This is a genomic window from Pseudomonas sp. MM211, assembly GCF_020386635.1.
Classification (GTDB): domain Bacteria; phylum Pseudomonadota; class Gammaproteobacteria; order Pseudomonadales; family Pseudomonadaceae; genus Aquipseudomonas.
Genome location: NZ_CP081942.1, coordinates 4,892,078 through 4,915,629, shown reverse-complemented (window position 1 = coordinate 4,915,629; position 23,552 = coordinate 4,892,078). Strand labels below are relative to the sequence as shown.

Annotated in this window: 20 protein-coding genes and 1 pseudogene; 13 read left to right on the top strand and 8 right to left on the bottom strand. The window is 62.9% G+C overall.

Features of this window, described 5'->3' with window-relative positions:
- The first annotated feature begins 123 nt into the window (after positions 1-123).
- The 10 genes from K5Q02_RS22570 to K5Q02_RS22525 all read left to right on the top strand — a co-directional run bounded on the left by K5Q02_RS22570 (position 124) and on the right by K5Q02_RS22525 (position 10,148).
- The gene (locus K5Q02_RS22570; protein WP_225834501.1) at positions 124-1,482 is read left to right on the top strand and encodes a GntP family permease; all 1,359 of its coding nucleotides are present in this window, start codon (positions 124-126) and stop codon (positions 1,480-1,482) included.
- A 54-nt stretch (positions 1,483-1,536) separates the two neighbouring features.
- Complete coding sequence (locus K5Q02_RS22565; RefSeq protein WP_225834499.1) at positions 1,537-2,679, top strand: glycerate kinase; 1,143 nt, start codon at positions 1,537-1,539, stop codon at positions 2,677-2,679.
- A gap of 186 nt (positions 2,680-2,865) precedes the next feature.
- Positions 2,866-3,330, top strand: coding sequence for a hypothetical protein (locus tag K5Q02_RS22560; RefSeq protein WP_225834497.1), 465 nt, complete (start codon positions 2,866-2,868; stop codon positions 3,328-3,330).
- Positions 3,331-3,826: 496 nt separating this feature from the next.
- Positions 3,827-6,619: a monovalent cation/H+ antiporter subunit A gene (locus tag K5Q02_RS22555; protein ID WP_225834495.1), complete on the top strand. Its 2,793-nt coding sequence runs from the start codon at positions 3,827-3,829 to the stop codon at positions 6,617-6,619.
- Complete coding sequence (locus K5Q02_RS22550) at positions 6,619-6,945, top strand: Na+/H+ antiporter subunit C (RefSeq protein ID WP_225834493.1); 327 nt, start codon at positions 6,619-6,621, stop codon at positions 6,943-6,945. The genes K5Q02_RS22555 and K5Q02_RS22550 overlap by 1 nt, the downstream gene beginning before the upstream one ends.
- On the top strand, positions 6,945-8,447 hold the full coding sequence (locus K5Q02_RS22545) for a monovalent cation/H+ antiporter subunit D (protein ID WP_225834491.1): 1,503 nt from the start codon (positions 6,945-6,947) through the stop codon (positions 8,445-8,447). Before K5Q02_RS22550 ends, K5Q02_RS22545 begins: the two co-directional genes overlap by 1 nt.
- Positions 8,444-8,947, top strand: coding sequence for a Na+/H+ antiporter subunit E (locus K5Q02_RS22540; protein ID WP_225834489.1), 504 nt, complete (start codon positions 8,444-8,446; stop codon positions 8,945-8,947). The genes K5Q02_RS22545 and K5Q02_RS22540 overlap by 4 nt, the downstream gene beginning before the upstream one ends.
- Complete coding sequence (locus K5Q02_RS22535; protein ID WP_042555266.1) at positions 8,932-9,201, top strand: K+/H+ antiporter subunit F; 270 nt, start codon at positions 8,932-8,934, stop codon at positions 9,199-9,201. Before K5Q02_RS22540 ends, K5Q02_RS22535 begins: the two co-directional genes overlap by 16 nt.
- A 13-nt stretch (positions 9,202-9,214) precedes the next feature.
- Positions 9,215-9,547, top strand: coding sequence for a Na+/H+ antiporter subunit G (locus tag K5Q02_RS22530; protein ID WP_225834488.1), 333 nt, complete (start codon positions 9,215-9,217; stop codon positions 9,545-9,547).
- 94 nt (positions 9,548-9,641) lie between these two features.
- Entirely contained in the window at positions 9,642-10,148 is a 507-nt protein-coding gene (locus K5Q02_RS22525; protein ID WP_225834486.1) for a GNAT family N-acetyltransferase, read from the top strand.
- Here the strand turns inward: K5Q02_RS22525 and K5Q02_RS22520 are convergent.
- Positions 10,145-11,755 (bottom strand): NAD(P)/FAD-dependent oxidoreductase, encoded by a 1,611-nt coding sequence (locus K5Q02_RS22520; protein WP_225834485.1) that lies wholly within the window; start codon positions 11,753-11,755, stop codon positions 10,145-10,147. The two genes, K5Q02_RS22525 and K5Q02_RS22520, sit on opposite strands and share 4 nt — an antisense overlap.
- Before the next feature lie 197 nt (positions 11,756-11,952).
- Here K5Q02_RS22520 and K5Q02_RS22515 point away from each other — a divergent pair, with 197 nt between their 5' ends.
- Both K5Q02_RS22515 and K5Q02_RS22510 read left to right on the top strand, forming a co-directional pair.
- Positions 11,953-12,597 (top strand): DUF998 domain-containing protein, encoded by a 645-nt coding sequence (locus K5Q02_RS22515; protein WP_225834484.1) that lies wholly within the window; start codon positions 11,953-11,955, stop codon positions 12,595-12,597.
- 92 nt (positions 12,598-12,689) lie between these two features.
- Positions 12,690-13,580, top strand: a complete 891-nt coding sequence (locus tag K5Q02_RS22510; protein ID WP_225834482.1) for a universal stress protein — start codon at positions 12,690-12,692, stop codon at positions 13,578-13,580.
- Here K5Q02_RS22510 and rlmF read toward each other — a convergent pair whose 3' ends face one another.
- Positions 13,581-14,558, bottom strand: a complete 978-nt coding sequence (rlmF, locus tag K5Q02_RS22505; protein ID WP_225834480.1) for a 23S rRNA (adenine(1618)-N(6))-methyltransferase RlmF — start codon at positions 14,556-14,558, stop codon at positions 13,581-13,583.
- A 198-nt stretch (positions 14,559-14,756) separates the two neighbouring features.
- On the opposite strand from rlmF, the gene K5Q02_RS22500 reads away from it, so the two are divergent.
- Positions 14,757-15,224, top strand: coding sequence for a bacteriohemerythrin (locus tag K5Q02_RS22500; protein ID WP_225834478.1), 468 nt, complete (start codon positions 14,757-14,759; stop codon positions 15,222-15,224).
- Between the two features lie 216 nt (positions 15,225-15,440).
- On the opposite strand, the gene K5Q02_RS22495 is transcribed toward K5Q02_RS22500, so the two are convergent.
- The 6 genes and pseudogenes from K5Q02_RS22495 to K5Q02_RS22470 all read right to left on the bottom strand — a co-directional run bounded on the left by K5Q02_RS22495 (position 15,441) and on the right by K5Q02_RS22470 (position 23,167).
- Positions 15,441-17,270, bottom strand: coding sequence for an SLC13 family permease (locus K5Q02_RS22495; protein WP_225834470.1), 1,830 nt, complete (start codon positions 17,268-17,270; stop codon positions 15,441-15,443).
- A 79-nt stretch (positions 17,271-17,349) separates the two neighbouring features.
- On the bottom strand, positions 17,350-17,646 hold the full coding sequence (locus K5Q02_RS22490; RefSeq protein ID WP_225834469.1) for a winged helix-turn-helix domain-containing protein: 297 nt from the start codon (positions 17,644-17,646) through the stop codon (positions 17,350-17,352).
- Positions 17,647-17,779: 133 nt separating this feature from the next.
- Positions 17,780-20,613: pseudogene (locus K5Q02_RS22485) on the bottom strand (valine--tRNA ligase).
- Between the two features lie 150 nt (positions 20,614-20,763).
- Positions 20,764-21,174 carry a DNA polymerase III subunit chi gene (locus K5Q02_RS22480; RefSeq protein ID WP_225834467.1) on the bottom strand — a complete coding sequence of 137 codons (411 nt, stop codon included), beginning with the start codon at positions 21,172-21,174 and terminating at the stop codon, positions 20,764-20,766.
- Positions 21,175-21,181: 7 nt separating this feature from the next.
- Entirely contained in the window at positions 21,182-21,601 is a 420-nt protein-coding gene (locus tag K5Q02_RS22475) for a DNA polymerase III subunit chi (RefSeq protein WP_225834465.1), read from the bottom strand.
- Between the two features lie 66 nt (positions 21,602-21,667).
- A complete protein-coding gene (locus K5Q02_RS22470; protein WP_225834463.1) occupies positions 21,668-23,167 on the bottom strand; it encodes a leucyl aminopeptidase in 1,500 nt (499 codons plus the stop codon).
- Between the last annotated feature and the right edge of the window lie 385 nt (positions 23,168-23,552).

Sequence of the window (23,552 nt, the reverse complement as noted above, 5' to 3'; positions counted from 1 at the left end):
TGCACAGTAACTGGCCTGCGCTTTACCTTTCTCGTTGTGCGAGTGAACAGGGTGTCGCCCACTATTGCTGGGTGACAATGCACGGCACCTGGCAAATCACATAACAACAATGAGGAAACCGGCATGGCTCTGGTTCTGATCCTGGTCGCGCTCATCGCGTTTATCGTGGTGTCGACTACCCGTCTCAAATTGCATCCCTTTCTCGCTCTGCTGATCGCCGCGATAGTCGCCGGCTTCGCTTACCAACTGCCCCATCAGGACATTCTCAAGACGGTCGCTACCGGTTTCGGCGGCATCCTGGGCAACATTGGTGTGGTGATCGTGTTAGGCACCATCATCGGTGTGATTCTCGAGCGCAGCGGCGCCGCCATCACCCTGGCGGAAACCGTGATCAAGCTGCTCGGCGAACGTTTCCCCACGCTGACCATGTCGATCATCGGTTACATCGTGTCGATTCCGGTGTTCTGCGATTCTGGCTACATCATCCTCAACTCGCTGAAGAACGCTCTGGCCGCGCGCATGAAAGTGTCGATGATCGCCATGAGCGTCGCCTTGGCGACCGGCTTGTATGCCACGCATACCTTCGTGCCGCCGACCCCGGGGCCGATCGCCGCTGCCGGCAACCTCGGTCTTGAATCGAGCCTGGGCCTGGTGATCGCCGTTGGCCTGTTCGTCGCCATGGTTTCCGCGCTGGCCGGCCTGCTGTGGGCCAACCGCTTCATCGGCAAGGACATCGCCCTCGAAGACGACGGCACGCCAATGCCGGGTGCCGAGGATTTCGAGGCGCTGAAGGCACAGTACGGAATACTGCCGACCGCTACCCAGGCCTTCGCGCCGATCCTGGTGCCCATCGTGCTGATCTGCCTGGGTTCGGTATCGGTATTCCCCAGTCGCCCGCTCGGCGATGGCACGCTGCAGGCGGTGCTGAGTTTCCTCGGTCAGCCAGTGGTGGCATTGCTGGTCGGTCTGGTGCTGGCCTGCACGCTGCTCAGAGGCAACGGCAAGCGCCAGCAGCTGCACGACCGCGTGACTGACGGCATTCTTGCCGCGGCGCCGATCATCCTCATCACCGGTGCCGGTGGTGCCTTCGGTGCGGTGCTCAGCGCTTCGCCGCTGGGCGCCTACCTGGGTAGCACGCTGTCGGCACTCGGTATCGGGCTGTTCATGCCGTTCCTGGTTGCCGCGGCGCTGAAAACTGCTCAGGGCTCCACCACCGTGGCAATGGTCACCACCTCGGCGATGGTCGCCCCGCTGCTCGGCCAGATCGGTCTGGATAGCGAGATGGGGCGTGTGCTCACCGTACTGGCCATCGGCGCCGGCGGTATGACCGTTTCCCACGCCAACGACAGCTACTTCTGGGTCGTTACCCAGTTCAGCCGCATGCCGGTAGCCGTCGCCTACCGCGCGCAAACCATGGCTACGCTGATTCAGGGTGTCGTCGGTATTACCACCGTATGGCTGCTGAGCCTGGTATTGCTGTAATCCATCGTATTACGGGACGCCCCCGTGGCGTCCTGCTGTTATCGAGGTCTTCCCATGAAAATCGTCATCGCTCCTGATTCCTTCAAGGAGAGCCTGAGTGCGCCCGACGTGGCCGAAGCCATCGCCCGGGGCTGGCTCGCTGTTTACCCGGATGCCGAGATCGCCTTGTGCCCGATGGCCGACGGTGGTGAGGGCACTGTAGATGCGGTGTTGGCAGCCACTGGCGGCGAGCGCCGCGAACTGAGTGTGCAGGGGCCGCTGGGTAAGCCGGTGCAGGCGCACTGGGGTTGGCTGGGCGACGGTACTGCAGTGATCGAGATGGCCGCTGCCAGCGGCCTGCATTGGGTGCCGAGTGCGCAACGCGACGCTCGGGTGACCAGCAGTTACGGCACCGGAGAGTTGATTCGCGCAGCGCTGGATGCCGGCGCCACACGGATCATTCTCGGTCTTGGCGGCAGTGCCACCAACGATGGTGGCAGTGGTCTGCTGCGTGCATTGGGCGCGCGCTTTCTCGACGCCGGTGGTAGCGAGCTGCGGCCAGGCGGGGCGGCACTGGCGACCCTGCAGCGTGTCGACCTCAGCGCACTCGATGCACGGCTGCAGGATATTCAGGTCGACGTGGCCGCAGATGTCGATAACCCGTTATGCGGCCCTCAAGGCGCCTCTGCTGTCTTCGGCCCGCAGAAGGGCGCGAGCCCGGAACAGGTCAAGGAACTGGACGCCGCCCTGGCGCGTATGGCCGAAGTGGTCGGTGAGGCGCTTGGCGAAGACTTCAGTACCTTCCCCGGAGTTGGCGCTGCCGGTGGTCTGGGTTTCGCTGCCAAGGCCTTTTTCGGCGCTCGTTTTCGTCCGGGTATCGAGCTGGTCGCTGAACTGTCCGGGCTCGCTGAAGCGGTAAAGGGTGCCGACCTGGTGATCACCGGAGAAGGGCGCCTGGACGCCCAGAGCCTGCACGGCAAGACGCCGGTCGGCGTCGCGCGGGTGGCACAGGCCCAGGGCGTCCCGGTGATCGCCCTGGCCGGCAGCCTGGGTGAGGGTTATCAACGGGTACGCGAAGCCGGTATCGAGGCTTCGTTCAGCCTGGCGCCCGGGCCGATAACCCTTGAGCATGCCTGTGCCCACGCCGCACAGGAGCTGGAAGCACGGGCTGCCGACCTCGCCAGGTTCTGGCGCCTGGCTCAGGCTGCTCGTCGCTGATCATCACGCATACGGACTGTGACGAACGCGGCCGACTGCTGTCTATACTCCTGTCAGGGGAGAGGCCTCGTTGCATCGCCCGTCCTGTACCGCTGCTGAACGGGTGATGCAATTTATCGGCATTCACCGTGACCGTCCTGGCGGCCGTGCTGTCATAGCGTTATCAGTCCAGTCTGGAGAATCGTCATGCATAAACCTGGTATTTTCGTTGTCCTGTTTGCCGCAGCGACTCTCACCCTCGGCGGCTGCGCATCGAGCCTGACCGGCGACAGTTATTCCCGTGATGAAGCGCGTGCCGTGCAGACCGTACGCATGGGCACCATCGAATCCCTGCGTCCGGTGAAGATCGAAGGCACCAAGACGCCAATCGGTGGCGGCGCGGGTGCCGTGCTCGGTGGTGTGGCAGGCAGCGGCGTTGGCGGCGGTCGTGGTTCGGCCGTGGCCGCAGTGATCGGCGCGGTAGCCGGTGGTCTGCTGGGTGCTGCAGCCGAAGAAGGCATCACCCGCACCCAGGGTGTTGAAATCACCGTACGTGAAGACGACGGCAGCATGCGTGCCTACGTGCAGGCCGTTGAAGAGAACCAGATCTTCCGTGTCGGTGAGCGCGTTCGCATCATGACCGTGAACGGTACCAGCCGCGTAACCAACTGATGTTTGGTTAACGGCGCCCAGAGCGTCGTTAGTGCCGCTGCACGAAGGCCGGATCGGTTTGCCGATCCGGCCTTTTTTGTGGGCAATATCGCTGGTAACTGGCTATCTAGAGCATTCGAGAGGTTTTTGGGAAATACTGGCCTGTAATCGTCTGAAGATAGTTTTAGTAATAATTCTATCCATGACGTGAAGTCGATAGTTAAGCATAATCGCGCACGCTTTCCCGGTCAGCGCGCTCGCGGCCCGCGACTGTAAAAACAAGTCGAACGCCGCAGGTGTTTAGCCAGTCAGTTAGAGCGACCGCAGTTTATGCGGAGATTGATCGAAACTGACTTGGCATGCTCCGAGTTGGACTGCTACAGGCGGTTTCTCCGCCTGCCGGGTTGGCATCACGCACACCATCGCAGGGATCGGCCGGACGCCAGGCGCCCGGTATTCTGGCACACACTAACTGGCCGTCTGGCTGCATGACGGGCTTGTACAAGGGGTTTAGTGTATGGCGCTTGCGCTGATCATCGCCTTACCATTTTTAGGTATGTTTCTACCGCTGCTGGCTGACCGCATGGGGCGCTCGCTCTGTGCGCTGGCGGCCGCGCTGGGGCCAGCGGCCGCGCTGATTCTGCTGTGGCTGCAGCAGCCGGCGGTGTTCGCTGGCGAGGTGCAGATCGTCCGCTATCCGTGGCTCTCGGATCTCGGTCTGGATCTGAGCCTGCGCCTCGACGGGCTAGGCTTTCTGTTCGCGTTGATGATTCTCGGCATCGGCTTGCTGGTGATCCTCTACGCCCGCTATTACCTGGGCAAACAGGAGCCGATGGGGCGCTTCTTCGCTTACCTGCTGCTGTTCATGGGCGCCATGCTGGGCGTGGTGCTCTCAGAAAACATGCTGCTGATGATGGTGTTCTGGGAACTGACCAGTCTGTCGTCGTTCCTGTTGATCGGCTTCTGGAGTGGTAGCTCGGACGCGCGTCGCGGCTCGCGCATGGCCCTGACCGTCACGGGCGGTGGTGGCCTGGCGTTGCTGGCGGGGATTCTGCTGCTTGGCAACATTGTTGGCAGCTTCGAGCTGACCCAGGTGCTGGCAGCTGGCGATGTGATCCGCAACCACGCCCTGTACCCGATTACCCTGATCCTGATCCTGCTGGGCGTATTTACCAAGTCCGCGCAGTTTCCCTTCCATTTCTGGCTGCCGCAGGCCATGTCCGCGCCCACGCCGGTGTCGGCCTATCTGCACTCGGCGACCATGGTCAAAGCCGGTGTGTTCCTGCTGGCGCGTTTTTACCCGGTTCTGGCAGGTACGGAGTGGTGGTTCTATCTGGTCAGCGTGACCGGCATGGCGACCCTGCTGTTCGGTGCCGGCATGGCATTGTTCCAGCACGACCTCAAAGGGCTGCTGGCCTACTCGACCATCAGCCACCTCGGTCTGATCACCCTGCTGTTCGGTTTCAATACCGACCTTTCCTCCGTCGCGGCGGTGTTTCACATCATCAACCACGCGACCTTCAAGGCCTCGTTGTTCATGGCCGCCGGCATCATCGACCATGAAACCGGAAGCCGCGATATGCGGCGTATCGCCGGGCTATGGAAGTACATGCCACATACCGCCGTGCTGGCCATGGTCGCGGCATCGGCAATGGCCGGGGTACCGCTGCTGAACGGCTTCCTGAGCAAGGAAATGTTCTTCACCGAGACGCTCAATCAGGATCTGCTCGGTATCTTCAGCTGGATGATTCCCGCAGCCGCGACCCTGGCCGGGGTGTTCTCGGTCGCCTATTCGCTGCGTTTCATCCACGACGTGTTCTTCAACGGCGAGCCGAAGGATCTGCCCAAGTATCCGCCCCATGAGCCGCCGCGCTACATGAAGATCCCGGTGGAAGTGCTGGTCTTCCTGTGTCTGCTGGTGGGCATGCTGCCGGCCTATACCGTGGCGCCGCTGCTGGCCTCGGCGGCCTCGGCGACCCTGGGTGGCGAAGTACCTTATTACAGCCTGTCGATCTGGCACGGCTTCAACCTGCCGCTGGGCATGAGCGTGATCGCCCTGGTGGGCGGGATCATCGTCTATGCCTGCCGCGAGCCGTTGTTCCGCTGGTACAACGGCATGCCGGAGGTGGACGCCAAGGAGATGTTCGAGCTGCTCAACAGCCGTCTGGTCAAGAGCGCTCGCTGGATCACCAGGCTTCTCGAAAGCGGTTCCCAGCAGCGTTACGTGGCGCTGCTGCTGATCAGTGCCCTGGTGCTGATCACCGTTGCGATGTCGTCGATGAGTTCGCTCGGCGGCGAGATACCGCTGTCACCGCTCGACGGCATCACCGTGCTCGGCATGCTGGTGCTGTGCGTGATGGCCGTGCTCACGGTGGTGTTCCACCGCAACCGCCTCAAGGCGCTGATGACTCTGAGCTGCGCCGGACTGATGGTGGCCCTGGCATTCGCCCGTTATTCCGCGCCGGATCTGGCATTGACCCAGCTGTCCGTGGAAGTGGTAACCATCATCCTGCTGGTGCTGGCGCTGTTCTTCATGCCCGACCGCACGCCGATGGAGTCGAGCAGCCTGCGCGGTCTGCGTGACGTGCTGCTGGCCGGCGGTACCGGTATTGCCGTCGCGCTGCTGGCTTACGCAGTCATGACCCGTCCTTACGACAGCATCTCCTCGTTCTTCCTCGAGAACAGCGTCAGTGGTGGTGGCGGTACCAACGTGGTCAACGTGATCCTGGTCGACTTCCGCGGCTTCGATACCCTTGGCGAGATCAGCGTGCTGGCCATCGCCGCGATAGGCATCTACGGCCTGCTTGCCGGGCTGCACCTGCCGCATCCGCTGACCGACCCGAATGGCAAACCCTGGTCGCGCGACAGCCACCCGATGATTCTCGACAACATCGCCCGGGTACTGCTGCCCATGGCGCTGCTGGTGTCTGCCTTCATCTTCGTGCGTGGTCACAACCTGCCGGGCGGCGGTTTCATTGCCGGGTTGATCACTGCCATCGCGCTGATCCTGCAGTACGTCGCCCATGGCGTGGAGTGGACGCAGCGGCGCATGCCCTGGAGTTACCACAGCATCGCCGGTCTTGGCGTGATGATCGCCGCGCTCACCGGCCTCGGCAGCCTGGCTTTCGGCGCGCCATTCCTGACGTCGGCCTTCGACCATTTCCACCTGCCAGTGATTGGTGAATTCGAATTGGCCACCGCGCTGCTGTTCGACCTTGGCGTATACCTGGCCGTGGTCGGTTCCACGCTGCTGATCCTGTCCAACATCGGTCACGTCAGTCAGGACGAATCGAGCAAGGAGGTACTCTGATGGAAGCGCTATTCGCCATGACTCTGGGCGTGCTGGCCGCCAGCGGTGTGTACCTGCTGATGCGCGCACGCATTTACCCGGTGGTCATGGGGCTCACCCTGATCTCTTACGCGGTCAACCTGTTCCTGTTCGCCATGGGCCGTCTCGGTACCGGCGTGCCGGCGGTGATCGGCAAGAGTACCGAGCACGGCGACCCGATTCCCCAGGCGCTGGTGCTCACCGCCATCGTCATCGGCTTCGCCATGACGGCATTCGTCGTGGTGCTATCGCTGCGTGCGCTGGGCGAGCTGCGTACCGACCATGTCGATGGTGAGGAGCCGCGCTGATGAATCATGCGTTGATCCTGCCCATCCTCATCCCGCTGTTCACCGGTAGCCTGCTGCTGATTCGCTCGCAGCTATCGCTGACGGCCAAGCGCTGGATTTCCCTGCTGGCCACCTGGGCATTGGTGCCACTGAGCGCCTACTTGGTACTGCAGGCTGACTCCGGTGCATTGCAGATCTATGCCTTGGGTAACTGGCAGCCGCCATTCGGCATCGTGCTGCTGCTCGATCGGCTGGCGGCAATGATGCTGCTGGTCACCGCCGTGTTGGCCAGCTTCGCCATGCTCTATGCCGTGCGCGGCGACGACGAGCGCGGGCCGAACTTCCATGCCCTGATGCAGTTCCAGCTGCTCGGTATCAATGGCGCGTTTCTCACCGGCGATCTGTTCAACCTGTTCGTGTTCTTCGAGATCCTGCTGATCGCGTCTTACTCGCTGCTGGTTTATGGCGGTGGCCCGAAGCGCATCAAGGCGGGCATGCACTACGTGGTGCTCAACCTGGTGGCCTCGTCGTTCTTCCTGATCGGCGTGGGCATGCTCTATGGCCTGCTCGGTACGCTGAACATCGCCGACCTGGCACTGAAGGTGTCCGAGGCCGATGCCGACCGACAGCCGCTGCTCGCTGCCGCTGGCTACCTGCTGTTGATCGTGTTCGGACTCAAAGGCGCCATCCTGCCGCTGTATTTCTGGTTGCCCAACGCCTACGCAGCCGCCACCGCGCCTGTTGCCGCGCTGTTTGCGATCATGACCAAGGTCGGGCTGTATGCGGTAATCCGCGTCTTCACTCTGGTGTTTGGCAGCGAGGCGGGCGGGCTTGCCCACCTTATCGACTACCTGTTGTGGCCGCTGGCAACCCTGACCTTGTTGGCAGGCGTTGTCGGCGCCCTGGCCGCACGCAGCCTGGGCCGATTGATCGGCTACCTGGTGATCGTGTCGGTCGGCACTTTGCTGGCGGGCGTCGCCATGGGCACGGTGCAGAGCATCGGTGCTGCGCTGTACTACCTGATACACAGCACCTGGGTGTGTGGCGGCTTGTTCCTGCTCGCCGACCTGCTGGCCCGCCAGCGCGGCGAGATCGGCTTGCGGCTACGCAAAGGGCCGCAGTTGCTGCAGCCGAAACTGCTCGGCGGGCTGTTCTTCATCGGTGCCATTTCCGTCGCCGGTCTGCCGCCTTTCTCCGGGTTCCTCGGTAAGCTGATGCTGTTGCGCTCGGTAGAAACCGGTATGCAGACCCTGGTGCTCTGGCCGGTCGTGCTAGTCGGTGGCTTGGGCATGGTGATCGCTCTGGTACGCGCAGGCAGCACGCTTTTCTGGCGCTGCACCGGCGAGACTGCACCGGCCGCCGAGTTCGACCGAATTCGCGCCCTGGCGGCTATCGGCCTTCTGGCCGGCGGGCCGTTGTTGGTAATCGCCGCACAGCCGATCCATGAGTACGTCCTGGCCGTCGCCCAGCAGTTGCTGGATGTCGATAGCTACCTGCAGATCGTCCGCGGAGGTGATGCATGAGCCGATCCCGATGGTTACCCCATCCCATGCTGAGCGTGCTGCTGACGATCATCTGGTTGTTGATGGTCAATGCACCCAGCTTTGGCCACTTGCTGCTGGGCGCCTTTCTTGGCTGGGGCATCGCTTTTCTGTGCCAAGGCTTCATGCTCGACGTGCCGCGCTTGCGCCGCCCGCTGCTGCTGTGCCGCTACCTGCTGATGGTGCTCTGGGACATCGTGATCGCCAACCTGCACGTCGCGCGGCTGGTGCTGGGCCCAACGCGCAAGTTGCGTCCGGCATTCGTCGAGGTGCCGATGGCCATCGAAAACGAATTCATGCTGTCGGTGCTTGCCTGCATCCTGTCGCTGACGCCGGGAACCGTTTCCTCGGGCCTGAGCAACGATCACAAGACCCTGCTGCTGCATGGTCTGGATGTACCCGATGAGCAGGAGCTGGTTGCCGAGCTCAAGTCGCGCTACGAAGCCCCGCTGATGGAGATTTTCGAATGCTCGCGTACGTAATTCCCTTTTGCATGACGCTGATGGGCGTCGCCGTGACGCTCAACGTGATCCGCCTGGTGCGCGGCCCGGATATGCCGGATCGGGTGCTGGCCCTGGATACGCTGTACATCAATGCCCTGGCGTTGATCGTGGTGTTTGGTATCTGGCTGAAGTCGGATCTGTTTTTCGAGGCGGCGCTGCTGATCGCCGTCATGGGTTTCGTCGGTACCGTTGCGGTGGGCAAGCACCTGCTTCACGGCGAGATCATCGACTGAGGAGAGTATTGCCATGCCATTCTGGATCGAAGCATTGGTGGCGTTTTTTCTGCTGGTCGGCTGCTCGTTTGCGCTGATCGGCGCCATTGGCCTGTACCGCCTGCCGGACTTCTTCACCCGCCTGCACGGCCCCACCAAAGCCACCACGCTGGGAGTCGGCAGCATGGTGGTGGCGTCGATGATCTTCTTCGGTAATCACGAGGAAGGCCTGAGTTTCCATGAACTGCTGATCGTCATGTTTCTGTTCATCACCGCTCCGGTCAGCGCGCACATGCTCGCCAAGGCGGCGATGCAGCAGAAGGTCAAGCTGGTGCGTCGCACCCGCGGGCGGCCCTGGGAGTCCTGAACTGGGCTGCCTGTTTGCCGCCTGACTGTGCCTGTCGGCGGCTCTGCATCACTTCTACACTGCGTCAGTCCTTATCCCGAGCGAGGCCTGGCAGATGCAGTGGCAAACACGTGCGGCGATCGCCGCTGACATCGAAGCGCTCTGTGCGCTGATCTTCGAGCACGGCCCCAATCCCTGGAATCATCTACCGCACGCCGAGGTGACTGCCCATTTGCATGGCATCGCCGCTGGCAGCACGCGTGCCTTGCTGGCGGAAGGCGAGGGTGGACTGCTAGGGTTCGTCAGCTACGTGCTTACCACCTGGTTCCACGAGTATCAGCCCCTGGGCCGAGGCGATGACGAGCACGCTTATATCTGCGAGGCGGTGACCCACCGTGACATGGCAGGGCGCGGCCTGGGTTCGGCGTTACTGCGCCAGGTGGTGACGGATATCCGCAGCGAGGGCATCAGCGATATCTATATCGACCGCCATGAAGAGAACGCCGCTTCGGCGGGCATGATGCGCAAGGCCGGGTTCGTCGAGATCACCCGTTACGATGATCCCGAACGCCGGCCCAACGGCTCGCGGCGTACGACTTTGTGCCGTTGGCAGTCCGCCTAGTCGGCCAGTAGCGCTCGTGCCACGCCTTCGGCAACGCGGATGCCATCGACACCGGCGGAGAGGATGCCGCCCGCGTAACCGGCCCCTTCGCCTGCCGGGAACAGGCCACGCACGTTGAGGCTCTGCAGGTCTTCACCGCGAGTGATGCGCAGCGGTGACGAGGTGCGGGTTTCGATGCCGGTAAGCACCGCATCGTGCAGGTCGAAGCCCCTGATCTGCTTGCCGAAGGCCGGCAGTGCCTCGCGGATCGCCTCGATAGCGAAATCCGGCAGGGCCGCTGCCAAATCACCCAGCTTGATCCCCGGCTTGTAGGACGGCTCGACGCTGCCCAGGGCTTCGCTCGGCTTGCCAGCGATAAAGTCGCCCACCAGCTGACCCGGTGCTTCGTAATTGCTGCCGCCCAGCACGTAGGCATGGGATTCCAGACGCTCCTGCAGCTCGATACCTGCCAGCGGGCCACCTGGGTAATCCTGCTCCGGGGTGATGCCGACTACGATGCCGGCGTTGGCATTACGCTCGTTGCGCGAATACTGGCTCATGCCATTGGTTACCACGCGATGCGCCTCGCTGGTGGCGGCGACCACGGTGCCGCCCGGGCACATGCAGAAGCTGTACACCGAGCGGCCATTCTTGGCGTGGTGCACCAGCTTGTAGTCGGCGGCGCCCAGCTTCGGGTGGCCGGCGTATTTGCCGAGGCGAGCGCGGTCGATCAGCGACTGCGGGTGTTCGATGCGAAAGCCCACCGAGAAGGGCTTGGCTTCCATGAACACGCCGCGCTTGTGCAGCGCGCGAAAGGTGTCCCGTGAGCTGTGGCCGAGTGCCAGGATGACGTGGCGACTATGCACTTGCTCGCCGTTCTCCAGTTCCACGCCGACCAGTTGGCCGTCTTCGATCAGCACATCACTGACACGTTGCTGGAAGCGTACTTCGCCGCCCAGGGCCTTGATCTCTTCACGCATGCTGGCGACCACGCCAGTCAGGCGGAAGGTACCGATATGCGGCTTGCTGACATAGAGGATCTCCTCCGGTGCACCGGCCTTGACGAATTCCTCGAGCACCTTGCGGCCGTAGTGGTTCGGGTCCTTGATCTGGCTGTACAGCTTGCCATCGGAAAACGTCCCCGCGCCGCCTTCGCCGAATTGGACGTTGGACTCCGGGTCGAGGATCTTCTTGCGCCACAGGCCCCAGGTGTCCTTGGTGCGCTGACGCACTTCCTTGCCACGTTCGAGGACGATCGGCTTGAGGCCCATCTGTGCCAGCAGCAGGGCCGCGAAGATGCCGCAAGGGCCGAAGCCGATCACCAGCGGGCGCTGTTGCGGCTGCTGTTCTGCAGGAATGCTCAGGGGCTTGTAACGCACATCCGGGGCGATGCCGAGATTGCGGTCGTTGCTCAGGCGCGCCAGCAGCGCCGCTTCGTCGCGCACGCTGAAGTCGATGGTGTAGATGAACGGCATGTCGCCGGACTTCTTGCGGGCATCGTAGCTGCGCTTGAACACGCTGAACTCGAGCAATTCGCTGTCTTCGATAGCCAGGCGCTCGACCAGGGCAGGGCGCAATGCGTCGTCCGCATGGTCGAGGGGCAGTTTCAGTTCGGTGATGCGCAGCATGGGAAGTCTACCTATCAGGGCCGGAGGTCACCCGGCAGCTTTTCGAGGGCGGCGATTATGGACGAAAAAAGCCAATCAGGCTGCAGTTCGCGCGTCGCAGTCGACGGGCAGCGGCAGCTGGCTCGGTGTTCGGGTGTGTCCCTCTGAGGATCGGGCGCGTCAATGCAGGTATTCCACTGGCGCAAAAGGACATTCGCATGCAGTCGCACAGGACGCACAGAACGCTCACCCTCGGTTATTTGGCTGGTCTCATCACGCCTCTCTGGCTGGCGCTCGGCGTAGCTCTGGCTGGAGCGCTTTACCCCGGTTACAGCCACTTCGATCAGGCCATGAGCCTGCTCGGCGCCGAGGGTGCACCGACTCAATTCATATCGCCGTTGATCAACAACTTCCCGTTGGGTGCGCTGTTCATGCTGTTCGGTGTCGCCGTGCTGCTGAGCTTTGACAACCATTGGGCGCGGTTCAGCGGCCTGCTGATCATCCTCCATGGTCTGGGTAGCTTCGGCACTGGCTACTTCGCCTGTGACGCAGGTTGTGCACCGCAAAGCCCATCGACCAGCCAGAACCTGCATAACCTGGCGGGGCTGGTGATGGCGCTCAGCCTGCTGCTCGCCAGTGCGCTTTGGGTGTATCTGGGCCGCCGTCTGCTCGGCTCCCGGCGGTTTTCCTGGTTCTCTCTGCTGTGCACGTTACTGGCGCTCGGCACCTTGCCGTTGATGGCGGAGGCTGTGCAAAGCGGACAGGGTTTTGGTTTCTATCAACGCATCAATTACGGAGTGTCGCTGCTGTGGCTGGCCGCGCTGGCGTTGATGTTGATGTTGATGCGCCGTGCGCGGGGATAGCTCGCGTTTGCTTACGATTTGCCGGTGTCGCCACACGAGGGGAGTTGTTAGGGTCTTAGGCTCACCTTTCATAGGGATATCAAGGGGGCAAGATGAGCGAGCAACCCTGGGGCGACGGAGCACCTGTCAGCGTTCTGCTGGCCACTGATCTGAGTGTGCGCTGCGACCGCGCGCTGGATCGCGCTGCGCAGTTGGCCAGTGAGTGGCAGGCCATGTTGGTCGGTGTCAACGTGCTGGAGGCAGCTCACGCGCCGGATCTGGTGCTCGGTTGGGCCGGCGCACGGGATGATGCCAGTCTGGCGCGCTTCGCCGAGCAGCAACTGCAAGATGATCTCTCCGGCCTCGACGTGCCTGTACGGCTGCGTGTCGAGCGCGGCGAACCCGTGCAGGCCATTGCCAAGGCCGCGCGGGAAACCGGTAGTGCTCTGGTGGTGACCGGCGTTGCCAGCAACGAACTGTGGGGCCGGCTGCTGCTCGGCTCTACGCTCGAGTCGCTGACCCGGCAACTGCCACAGCCCTTGTTGGTGGTTCGCCAGCGACCGCGCGGGCGCTATGAGCGCATTCTGGTTGCCACCGACTTTTCCGAATCGTCGCGCCATGCACTGCATGTCGCGGCCCGCTATTTCCCGGATCGCGAGCTGGTGCTCTATCACGCCACCGAAGCGCCGATGTCCGATCGTCTGGAGCGGGTGATCGACGGGCAGACGCGCCAGCATATCGAGGAGGGCGATTACGCCGCCTTTCTTGCCGCCAGCGATCTGCCGGAGGAGGTGCGCAAGCGTACCCGCATCGTCATCGAACAGGGCTCGCTGGGAGCATCACTGAGCCACTACGTGCGTGAGCATGCCGTGGATCTGGTGGTGATGGGCACCCACGGCCGCAGCGGGCTGATGAACGTGTTGTTGGGCAGTGCGGCCAGCGAGCTGTTGCAGTGGGTGCCGTGTGACACCCTGATTGTGCGCGAGCCTCGGGCCGGCGAGTAGCTAGCGCTGTTGCAGCCAGCGCCGACGCTGCTCGGCATCGTGGAACGTCCAGGCCACGAAGCGGCTCTGCTTCTGGCCCTGGCTCATTTCCACGGTGCGCGTTTCCAGGGCGCCGACTTTCTTCAGCGTGGCGTACACACCGGGCAGGTTGGCGGATTTGGAAATCAGTGTGCTGAACCACAATACCTGCTCGCGGTGATCCGTGCTTTCGCGAATCAGCCGGGCGACGAACGCTGCCTCGCCGCCGGGGCACCACAGTTCGGCAGCCTGGCCACCGAAGTTCAGCACCGGCAGCTTGCGCTTGGGGTCGAGCTTGCCGAGGTTGCGCCATTTGCGCTTGCTGCCACTGGTGGCTTCGTCTGCCGAGGCATGGAAGGGCGGGTTGCACAGGGTCAGTTCGAAGCGCTCTTCAGGGGCCAGCAAACCACTCAACACACGATCGGCATCGGGCTGCAGGCGCAATTCGATCTGTTCGCTCAGGCCGGGATTCGACTGCACGATGGCTTTCGCCGAGGCGATTGCCTGAGGCGCGATGTCGCCCCCCAGAAAATGCCAGCCGTACTCGCGGTTGCCGAGCAGCGGGTAGATGCAGTTGGCGCCCACGCCGATATCCAGCGCCCGCACCGCCGCGCCTCTGGGGATCTCGCCGGCATTGTCGCTGGCCAGCAAATCGGCCAGGTAATGCAAATAATCCGCGCGCCCGGGAATGGGCGGGCACAGGTAGTCCGCCGGGATGTCCCAGTGCGCGATGCCGTAGAACTGCCGGAGCAGGGCACGGTTGAACACCTTGACCGCCGCCGGGTTGGCGAAATCGATGCTCTCCTTGCCGTACGGATTGATGATCACGAACGCCGCCAGTTCCGGGCTGGTCTTGATCAGCGCCGGAAAGTCATAACGCCCCTGATGGCGGTTGCGAGGATGCAACTGACCTTTATCGGCTGACGGGGCGGATGGTTTCGGTGGGCGTTTGGCAGACATGCTGATGGATCACGAGAAGGGCGAGGCGCGCATTTTCCCACAGGCGGTAGCGGCGTGCTTGCCGGCTTTTTACAGAACCATCGGAAAACCGCTGCCAGCCGCCCTCAAGTGTCGGGATGCGCACTGACCCAGGTCAAAGGGCTGCTGAGTGCTCAGCCCTAGACTGGCTGCATCTTGGGAATGACACGGAGGCCGAGCATGGCCTATCTGAATTGGAGCGATGATCTGAACACCGGAATCGCAGTGATCGACGGCCAGCACCGGCGTATCGTCGACATGATCAATGAGCTGTACATCGCGCAGCAGAAGGGCGCCCGCGAGGGCGTAGCGCAGGTGATCGAGGAGCTGGTGGATTACACCACCTCGCACTTCGCCTTCGAGGAAGCGATGCTCGAGGAGGCCGGCTACGTCTTCACCAAGGCCCATAAGCGGGTGCACGACATTTTCATCAAGCGGGTCGACGACTACCGCACGCGATTCAAGCAGGGCGAAGATGTCTCCGATGAATTGCGCAGCCTGCTCGGTCGCTGGCTGTTCGGGCATATCCGCAACGACGACCAGAGCTATGTAGCAGCGGTCACCGAAAACCTGCGCCGCTTGGCCGCCGACAGGAGCGAAGAGGGCTGGTTGAGCCGCGCCAAACGCCGCTTCTTCCGCGCGGCGTAGCGGGCTGTTTCAAGGCGCAAGCGTGCATCTGCTGATGGCTCCCACGCTCCAGCGTGGGAGCCTGGGCCAGGGCGCTCTGCGCCCGCTTCCCTAGCCTGCGGGGACGCAGAGCGTCCCTGAATGCATTCCCACGCGGAGCGTGAGGAACGATCTGATCACCTGTCCACACCGAACGGCCGCTCCCGCCTTTAATCCCGCTGCTGTCTTTTCCGTGAGCTAGAGCGGGAATATCCACGGCACCATTACCACGCTGACGATCATCACCAGGATGGTGAACGGCACGCCGAGGCGCACGAAATCTCCGAAACGGTACTGACCAGGCCCTAGCACCAGGGTATTCACTGGCGACGAGATCGGCGTCATGAAGGCGGCCGAGGCTGCCAGGGCGACGGTCATGGCGAAGGGTACGGGTGAGGCACCCAGCGCCTGGGCCGTGGCGATCGCCACCGGGGCCATCAGTACTGCCGTCGCGGTATTGGAGATGAACAGGCCGATCAGGGCGGTGACGGCGAACAGGCTGGCGAGAATTACGCGCGGCCCGGCTTCGCCAAGCGCCCCGACCAGGCCGTTGACCGCCAGGTCGATTCCTCCGGTTTTCTGCAGGGCCAGGGCGAAGGGCAGCATGCCGACGATAAGGATCAGGCTCGGCCAGTGGATCGACCGGTAGGCGCTGGGCATGTCGACGCAGCGGAAGGCGCCCATCAGCAGGCAGCCGATCAGTGCGGCCATGACGTTGGGCACCAGGCCGCTGATCATCAGGCCGACCATCACCGCCAGGCTCAGCAGGGCATAGGGCGCCTGGCGCGCGGCGGGGGCCACTTCATCGACCTCGGCGGGCAGGCTGAGTACCAGAAAGTCGCGATTGAGGCTTTGCAGGTGATGGATCCGCTTCCAGCTGCCGGCCACCAGCAGGGTGTCGGCGTGGGTCAGCTTCTCGTCCACCAACAGGCCTTCGAGCGCCTGGCCCTGACGGCGCAGGCCAACCACGTTGAGCTTGTAGCGGCTGCGCAGACCGAGCTCCTGAATGCTCTTGCCCGGCAGCTGCGATTCCGGCGGCAACGCCACTTCGGCCAGCCCCAACTCGTGGGAGTGCACGCTGTAGTAGGAATTGCGCAGCGGCAACGCTTCCAGGCCCAACTCCTGATAGGCGCCAAGCAAGGCGATGGCCGGGCTGGCCAGGTCGACCAGCAGCACGTCGTTGGGCTGCAGTTGAGTATTACCGGTGGCCATCAGCAGCAGGTTGCGGAACTGCCGCTGACGCTCCACGGCGATCACGTTGATGCCGTACTGCGAGCGCAGATGCAGCTCGTCCAGCGCCTGGTTGGCAAGTGGTGAGTCGGCGCGTACACGCAGGCGCCGTTCGCGCTCGTGGAGGCGGTAGCTGTTGGCCAGATCGCCAAGGGTCAGGCGCGGCGCTGCCGATGCGTCGCCATCGACGTCACGTTGCAGCCAGCGACGTGTGGCGAGCATGTAGAGCACGCCAAGCACCAGCACGGTCAGCCCGATGGGCGTGAAGCTGAAGAAGTCGAAGCCCGGCAGACCCGCGCGCAGCAGTTCGCTATGCACCACCATGTTCGGCGGCGTGGCCACCAGGGTCAGCATGCCGCTGATCAAACCGGCGAACGCCAGCGGCATCATCAGCCGGCCCGGGGCGATCTTCAGCCGCGCCGCCACACCGAGCACCACCGGGATGAAGATCGCCACCACACCGGTCGAACTCATCACCGAACCGAGCCCGGCTACTGCCACCATCAGTAATACCAGCAGACGGGTTTCGCTGCTGCCGGCCCTGGCCACCAGCCAGTCGCCGAGGCGGTAGGCGATTCCGGTACGCACCAGGCCCTCACCGATCACGAACAGCGCGGCAATCAGGATCACGCTGGGGTCGCTAAAGCCGGCCAGGGTTTCCTGAATGCTGAGCACGCCCGTGATCGGCAGGGCGACGATGATCATCAGTGCGACCACGTCCATGCGCGGTTTGTTGATGACGAACAGCACCACTGCGCTGAACAGCAGGCCGAGCACCATGAATAGGTCGAGGGTCATTCTGGCTCCTTGCCCCGATCTGCTGCCTTGGCTGTTACTCAGGCCTTAGCGCGAGATCGTATGAGTTTCCTGCAGTGTTTCAGGGATAGCCGAGGACAGCCTTGATCTGCTGCAGGTTGGCGGCGATCCAGCGTTTGTCGATGGCGCCCCAGTCGCGGATCACGTAGTGACCGGCGTTGTTGCGCTCGCCGTCCTGCTGCTGGAACTGGCAGTCGATATCCAGCTCCTCCAGCGCGCTCAGGGTGTCCTGGGCTGTGCGCCGTGGCATGCCGGTGGCGGCCATCAGGGCTGGCACGCTATCGGCGGCGCCACTGTCGATCAGCCAGGCGACGTAGAGACGGCGGTAGAAACTGGTCTTGGTCTTGCTCACTTCCATTTGCAGGGGCCCGATGATGTGAGGAGCTTCGAGGATACTGCGTGCCGGGCCGGGATAACAAACGGCCTGGCCACAAACGAAAACGGCCTGCCGGGCTTTCACCGCGGCAGGCCGTTTTCAATTGCGCACTGGTTTAGAGGCTGGCGATCTTGCCGCGCTGCTCCACCAGATTGGCCAGCGCCTGCTCGGCCTCTGCCAGCTTGGCGCGCTCCTTCTCCAGTACTTCAGCCGGAGCCTTGGCGACGAAGCCCTCGTTGGCCAGCTTGCCGCCGACCCGCTTGGCTTCACCTTCCAGGCGCTGGATTTCCTTGTCCAGGCGCGCCAGTTCGGCTTCCTTGTCGATCAGCCCGGCCATCGGCACCAGTACCTGCATGTCGCCGACCAGGGCGGTGGCGGACATCGGCGCTTCTTCGCCAGCTGCCAGTACCTTCACCGACTCGAACTTGGCCAGCTTGTTGAGCAGCGGGGCGTTGTCGTTCAGGCGGCGCAAGTCTTCGGCATTGGCGTTGGCGAGGATGACGTCGATGCGCTTGGCCATGGAGATCTTCATCTCGCCACGGATCTGCCGTACGCCGAGCATCAGCTGCTTGACCCACTCGATATCGCCTTCGGCCGCCGCGTCGATGCGGGCCTCAACGGCCACCGGCCAGGGTTGCAGCATCAGCGTTTCGCCGCTGACGCCGGCCTGGCCCTTGATGCGCTGCCAGATTTCTTCGGTGATGAACGGCATGAACGGGTGAGCCAGGCGCAGGATCACTTCCAGCACACGCACCAGCGTGCGGCGGGTGCCGCGCTGGCGCTCGATGGGGGCGTTCTCGTCCCACAGCACCGGCTTGACCAGTTCCAGGTACCAGGCGCAGTACTCGTCCCAGACGAACTCGTACAGGGCCTGGGTCGCCAGGTCGAAGCGGAAGGCGTCGAGGTGGCGGGTCACGTCCTGCTCGCAACGCTGCAGCGCGGAGATGATCCAGCGATCGACCGGCGACAGATCGACCTGCTCACCATTGATGCCGGTGTCCTGGCCATCGGTGTTCTCGATGACGAAGTTGGCGGCGTTCCACAGCTTGTTGCAGAAGTTGCGATAGCCCTCGACGCGGCCCATGTCGAACTTCACGTCGCGGCCGGTGGTGGCCAGCGAGCAGAAGGTGAAGCGCAGGGCGTCGGTACCGTAGCTGGCGATCCCTTCCGGGAACTCGGCCTTGGTCTGCTTGGCGATCTTCTCGGCGAGCTTGGGCTGCATCATGCCGCTGGTGCGTTTGGCCAGCAGGGTTTCCAGGTCGATGCCATCGACGATATCCAGCGGGTCGAGGACGTTGCCCTTGGACTTGGACATCTTTTGACCCAGGCCGTCGCGTACCAGGCCGTGAACGTACACGGTCTTGAACGGGATTTGCTTGGTCAGGTGGGTGGACAGCATGATCATCCGGGCAACCCAGAAGAAAATGATGTCGAAACCGGTGACCAGCACGTCGGTCGGGTGATGGGTCTTCAGGAAGTCGGTCTCTTCCGGCCAGCCGAGGGTGGAGAAGGTGCCCACAGGCCCGAGCTGAACCAGGTATCCAGTACGTCGTCGTCCTGGCGCAGCGGGATGTCGCCCAGGTTGTGCTTGGCGCGTACTTCCGCTTCGTCACGGCCGACATAGACGTTGCCCGCCTGGTCGTACCAGGCCGGAATGCGGTGGCCCCACCAGAGCTGACGGCTGATGCACCAGTCTTGGATGTCGCGCATCCAGCTGAAGTACATGTTTTCGTACTGCTTGGGTACGAACTGGATTTCACCGTTCTCGACCACTTCGATGGCTTTCTCGGCCAGCGGCTTGGTGGACACGTACCACTGATCGGTCAGCCACGGCTCGATGATGGTGCCGGAGCGATCGCCTTTCGGCACTTTCAGGGCGTGGTCGTCGATCTTTTCCAGCAGGCCGAGGGCGTCGAAGGCGGCAACGATCTGCTTGCGCGCTTCGAAACGATCCAGGCCGGCGTATTCGGCAGGCAGGCTGGCATCGAGCAGGGCGTTGACACTGCCGTCGATGTTGAATATCTGCGCACCCGGCAGCACGGCTGCGTCCTGGTCGAAGATGTTGATCAACGGCAGGTTGTGGCGCTTGCCGACTTCATAGTCGTTGAAGTCGTGGGCCGGGGTGATCTTCACGCAGCCGGTGCCGAATTCCGGGTCGCAGTAATCGTCCGCGATGATCGGGATGCGACGGCCAAGCAGCGGCAGTTCGACGTACTGGCCGATCAGAGCCTTGTAGCGTTCGTCTTCCGGGTTCACAGCGACGGCAGCGTCGCCCAGCATGGTTTCCGGGCGCGTGGTGGCGACGATCAGGTAATCAGCACCTTCGGCGGTCTTGTTGCCGTCAGCCAGCGGATAACGCAGGTTCCACAGGTGGCCCTTCTCGTCGTGGCTTTCCACTTCCAGATCGGAAATGGCGGTGTGGAACTTGGTGTCCCAGTTGACCAGACGCTTGCCACGGTAGATCAGGCCGTCCTCGTGCAGGCGCACGAAAGCTTCCTTGACCGCTTCGGACAGGCCGTCGTCCATGGTGAAGCGCTCGCGCGACCAATCCACGGACGAGCCCAGGCGACGGATCTGCCGGGTGATGTTGCCACCGGACTCGGCTTTCCAATCCCAGACCTTGTCGAGGAATTTCTCGCGGCCCAGATCATGGCGATCGATACCCTGAGCGGCCAGTTGACGTTCCACCACCATCTGCGTGGCAATGCCGGCGTGATCGGTGCCCGGCTGCCACAGGGTGTTGCGACCCTGCATGCGGCGGAAGCGGATCAGGGCATCCATGATCGCGTTGTTGAACCCGTGGCCCATGTGCAGGCTGCCGGTCACGTTCGGCGGCGGGATCATGATGGTGTAAGGGTCACCGGAACCCTGCGGAGCGAAGTAGCCCTTCGCCTCCCAGTTTTCGTACAGGGCGGTTTCGATGGCGTGGGGCTGGTAGGTCTTGTCCATGCGTGGCGGGACCTTCTGGCGTCTGATCGGAAAAGCCGAGCAGTATAACGAACCACCGTATAGTTTTCCTCCGCTCTCGAGGCTATCGGTCGAGCGGAGAAAGGCGCTTCGCTAATGCGCAGTATTGGAGCGCATGAAGGGTGGGATTTGTTAGCGACGCTGTGGCAGCAGGCGGTGCAGGCGCGCTTGTAGGCGGCGTTTGAGCTCGGCTTCGATTTGCGGCACGAAATCGTCGATCACATCCTGCAGGAGTAACTGAGCGGCGGCGCGTAGCTCGCTGTCGAGACGGTTGATCTCGTTGTCCCGGCCAATGGCGCGTTGCACTGTCTGACGCAACTCATTTTCGGAGGCCATGCCGGTCGCAGTGCCGCTCGTGGCCGATGGTTGCGGGCTAGGTGCGTGCACGGGTGCAGGGACTACCTCCGAAAGCAGCGGGATATCGTCAGGGTCGAATTTCTCGGTCAGCAGCGGCGGATCGAGATCGTCACCCAGCAGTTCACGAATCGACTCGAGATCGTTCAGCAGGGCGCCGGGTTTTTGCGGTGGGTTTGGGTTGTCCATGGGGGCTTTACAGTTCGACACGTTTGGGATCATAGCCCTGTTGACGGTAGCTGCGGAAATTCTCCCGGCAGGCGGTCAGCAGGTCGGGTTCCTGGTTGACGATCTCGATCACCCGACTGAAGTGCTCGATATGTGGGCTTAGCGTGCTGCCCAGGTTGATCAGCACGCCCTGGGCTACCTCGGGCACTTCGTCGGTGCCGATCACAATGGGTGATTTCGGGTCGTCTTGATGCAGGTCGTGGGGGATGAAGCTTTCCTGGCGCGCGCGCCACAGCAGCTCGTCGAGCTCGCTGCATTGAGCCGCGTCGCTGCCGCGCAGGAACACCGGCAAACCATGACGCCAGGCCTTGCCGGCGAGCTGACAGGCCGCGCGCAGGCGTTCGGCCGTGGTGCTCGACGACAGTACGTAGAATTCTATTCGGGGCATGAAGGTATCCGCAGACAGCCATCAGGCAGTGCGCCGCCAGCCGGCGGCGCACTGCTCAGGCTTATATCAGCGCTGCTCCTGCGGTACGCGATCGAGCAGGTACTGGGTCAGCAGGGGCACTGGGCGGCCAGTGGCACCCTTGTCCTTGCCGCCGCTGATCCAGGCCGTACCGGCGATGTCCAGGTGGGCCCAGCGGTAGCTCTTGGCGAAGCGCGACAGGAAGCAGCCCGCGGTGATGGTGCCGGCCTTGGGGCCACCGATATTGGCGATGTCGGCAAACGGGCTGTCCAGCTGCTCCTGATATTCGTCATACAGCGGCAGTTGCCAGGCGCGGTCATCGGCGTGGCGGCCAGCGGCGAGAATCTCGCCAACCAGGTCGTCATCGTTGCCCATCAGGCCAGACACATTGCTGCCCAGGGCGACGATGCAGGCGCCGGTGAGGGTGGCGATATCGATCACCGCCTGCGGCTTGAAGCGCTCGGCGTAAGTCAGGGTATCGCACAGCACCAGACGGCCTTCGGCGTCGGTGTTGAGGATTTCCACGGTCTGCCCGCTCATGGTGGTGACGATGTCACCTGGGCGGGTAGCGCCGCCGCTGGGCATGTTCTCGGCGCAGGCGAACAGGCACACGAGATTGATCGGCAGTTGCAGCTCCAGTACGGCGCGCAGGGTGCCGAACACGCTGGCGGCGCCGCACATGTCGTATTTCATCTCATCCATGCCAGCGGCCGGCTTGATGCTGATGCCGCCAGTGTCGAAGGTGATGCCTTTACCGACCAGTACGTAGGGTTTGTCGGTCTTCTTCGCGCCCTGATAGTTGAGCACGATCATCCGCGGCGGCTGATCGCTGCCCTGGGCGACGGCGAGGAAGGCACCAGCGCCGAGCGCCTGCAGTTTCTTCTCGTCGAGGATGTCGACCTTGAGGTTCTTGTGTGCCTTGGCCAACTCTTTTGCCTGCTCGGCAAGGTAGCTGGGGTGGCAGATGTTCGGTGGCAGGTTGCCCAGATCCTTGGTCAGTGCCATGCCGATGCTGATGGCGCGTGCTTCGGTGGTCGCGCGCTCGACACCTGCGACGCTGGCCTTGTCGGTGATCAGGGTGATTTTCTTCAGCGCGCCAGGCGTGGCCTTCTGGCTCTTGAAACGGTCGAACTGGTAGCCGGCATCGGCCAGGCTTTCCACCAGCAGACGCGCCTTACCGTAGGCGTCGCGGTTCTTTACCTGTACATCCTGCAGGGCGAGCAGGGCATCGCTGCCGTTGAGGTTCTTCAACACTGCATACACAGCGGCGACCAATTTGCGCAGTTGGCGGTCAGAGAGCTCGGCGTCTTTGCCGGTGCCGACCAGCAGCACGCGCTCGGCCTTCAGATTCGGCAGGCCGTGGGCCAATAGGGTCTGGCCAGGTTTGCCGGCCAGGTCGCCACGCTTGAGCAGGGCGCTGATCGCACCGCCGCTGGCGGCGTCCACCGCTTTGGCGGTGGCGCCGAGAGTTCCACCTTCGCCGACTGGAATGACCAGGGTGGCGGTTTTCAATGTTTCCGGGCGAGCGCTTTTGACAATAAATTCCATGCGTGGTGTCCCCAAGACAACGAGTCGCGAATGCAGAATGATTTACAGGGTTTTCGCTAAGATCCCTGCATTAAAGGGCTTTAATCTGGATTCCTGATTTTGCTGTACCGATGTTTACCATCTGTATCGGTCGACAGCTTAGCCAACTCTGACCAGTCGCCCTGGCAATTGATCCGTTCGGCGTAGGTGCTGAGCAGCACTTCTATCGTGTGTCCGGGCGGATTGGCAATAAAAGCCGCGTTCATTCCAGCCATCAGGCACAGGTCGCGTAAATGTGTCGGGTATCGTACAGCCGGTGTTGGCGGATGCCCAGTGCCTTCAGGGCTGTCTGGTGACGCCGCCCCGTGGTAGCAGAGCGCTGCACGGGTTGCGGTTCTTGGTGCGT